This window comes from Winslowiella iniecta (genome assembly GCF_001267535.1).
Classification (GTDB): Bacteria; Pseudomonadota; Gammaproteobacteria; order Enterobacterales; family Enterobacteriaceae; genus Erwinia; species Erwinia iniecta.
The window spans coordinates 1-2,137 of the sequence record NZ_JRXE01000054.1; the positions used below are offsets into that span (position 1 = coordinate 1).

4 protein-coding genes are annotated in these 2,137 nt (G+C 41.4%); all 4 read left to right on the plus strand.

Features of this window, described 5'->3' with window-relative positions:
* Positions 1 to 496: hypothetical protein (locus tag NG42_RS22950; protein ID WP_052903044.1), on the plus strand; the 496-nt coding region annotated here is incomplete at its 5' end.
* Positions 493 to 888, plus strand: a complete 396-nt coding sequence (locus NG42_RS21470; protein WP_052903046.1) for a putative T6SS immunity periplasmic lipoprotein — start codon at positions 493 to 495, stop codon at positions 886 to 888. The genes NG42_RS22950 and NG42_RS21470, both read left to right, overlap by 4 nt.
* 15 nt (positions 889 to 903) lie before the next feature.
* The gene (locus NG42_RS21475; protein ID WP_052903047.1) at positions 904 to 1,455 is read left to right on the plus strand and encodes a hypothetical protein; all 552 of its coding nucleotides are present in this window, start codon (positions 904 to 906) and stop codon (positions 1,453 to 1,455) included.
* Positions 1,437 to 1,838 carry a putative T6SS immunity periplasmic lipoprotein gene (locus NG42_RS21480; protein ID WP_052903048.1) on the plus strand — a complete coding sequence of 134 codons (402 nt, stop codon included), beginning with the start codon at positions 1,437 to 1,439 and terminating at the stop codon, positions 1,836 to 1,838. Before NG42_RS21475 ends, NG42_RS21480 begins: the two co-directional genes overlap by 19 nt.
* Positions 1,839 to 2,137 lie beyond the last annotated feature (299 nt).

A 2,137-nucleotide genomic window follows, 5' to 3' on the forward strand; every position in this document is an offset into this window, starting at 1 on the left:
AGAAATGGCTAAGTCTGTATTTAAAAACGCCATTGATTACCGCCGGGTCCGGGTACATCACGGTGGTTACTTGCCATTTGGCCTGCAGCATAAGGATACTGCCATGACGCCAAATGGTGAGATGTACTATCCCACACTGCTTTATAATGACGATTTCGCTAAAGCAGAAGCAGCACAACAATGGCTATTTATCCATGAGATGGCGCATGTCTGGCAGCATCAAATGGGCATGAGTGTAAGAACTCGTGGCCTGATAAGCTGGCTGGTAGAATACAAATATTCGCTTCCACCTTATTACACCTTAGCGGATTATCCTATGGAGCAACAAGCCTCTATCATTGCGGATTACTTTATCCTTACTGAGTTTGGCATGGAGAGATGGCTTAAAGAAAACTTTTTTAAAGGCATTGTCGGCCCGGACTTACTTAATAAGTATGAGAATACATTAAAATATTTCATTGAAGATCCCAAAGACAGGAGAACCCTGTGCAAATGAAAAACCTCCCTTTAATACTGTGCTGTTTTCTATTGACAGGCTGCCCTATTCATCCATTACCCATCAGGGCTGCAATTGTATCATTAAAGGAAGATGGACAACCCTGTTTTAAAGTAACAAGGGAGTCAGTCACCGTTAATAATCAATCACGTATACTAAGTATTGTTGTCAACAAAGAATCCGAAGATGGCTATATGCGTGAGATATGGAGCAGTGACGACCTCGATTTTCCAATCAAAATAGTCGTTCCCGGCCAATGCATTCCAGTCGACTATAGATTTGAGCCATATCAGAAATATAGCGTCACCATTTACACTATCGTGCCACCCAATCAGGTGGAAACCAAACGTTTCTGGAGAGCGAGGTTTGAGCTGCAAAATCTGAAAGCTTAGCGAGGGAGAATAAAAATGACGATTATCGAAGAAGGATCTTCAAGACGTCTGACTGGTGAGTCAGAAATGGCTAAGTCTGTATTTAAAAACGCCATTGATTACCGCCGGGTACGGGTACATCACGGTGGTTACTTGCCATTTGGCATGCAAAATAAGGATACTGCCATGACGCCAAATGGTGAGATGTACTATCCCACGTCACTTTATCAGGATGACTACTCAAAGAGAAAATCAAAAGATCAATGGTTGTTTATCCATGAAATGGCACATGTCTGGCAGCATCAAATGGGTATGAATGTCAGAACGCGTGGCTTAATAAGCTGGGCGGTTGAATATAAATACTCTTTACCCCCCTATTACACCCTCGCTGACTTTGCTATGGAGCAGCAAGCATCGATCATTGCCGACTACTATATCCTTATAAATTTCGGCCTTGAAAAATGGAACGATGATAAATTATTTACCGGGCTTATTGGACCAGATTTAGTTAACAAATATCAAAGTATACTGATAAAGTTTTTAAACGACCCTACTGACAGGAGCGCGCTGTGGAAATTAAAAAAGTGACTCTTGCTCTAAGCTGTATTATATTGACTGGTTGTTTTTTACATCCAATGCCATTCAGAAGCACTGTAGCCTCACTAAAACCAGATGGGCAACCCTGCTTTAAAGTAAAAAAAGAGTCGGTCACTGCTAATAATCAGTCGAGAATAATGAGCATTGTTATCAATAAAAGGTTTGAGGATGGCTATATGCGCGAGATATGGAGCCAGCGCGAGCACTCTTTTCCGATTAAGGTAGTTGTACCCGGTGAATGCATCCCCGTCGATTATCACTTTGTACCAAATGTAGAATATAGCGTTACTATCTATACTATTATTCCGCCCGACAAAATAGAAACTAAACGTTCATGGGACGCAAACTTCCAGTTACAAGATTTAAAACCATGATGAAAATTGGCTACCCAGGGAGCCGCTTTAGTTAGTACAGATATTAGTACCACCAATAACACAATGGCTCTCTATGTCCGATCAGAAGTCCCCTGACATGTACTTAGCATGACTCTGAAAATGAATGTTCTTTATGCTTTATTTTCGGTAATACTCATATAGGGAAAAGAATGAAGATGATTATTGAAGAAGGATCTTCAAGACGTCTGACTCATGGTGAGTCAGAAATGGCTAAGTCTGTATTTAAAAACGCCATTGATTACCGCCGGGTCCGGGTACATCACGGTGGTTACTTGCCA

Excerpts from the sequence above, each read along its gene's own strand:
- NG42_RS21475 (WP_052903047.1), top strand. The coding sequence starts at position 904 with ATGACGATTATCGAAGAAGGATCTTCAAGACGTCTGACTGGTGAGTCA.
- NG42_RS21470 (WP_052903046.1), top strand. The coding sequence starts at position 493 with ATGAAAAACCTCCCTTTAATACTGTGCTGTTTTCTATTGACAGGCTGC.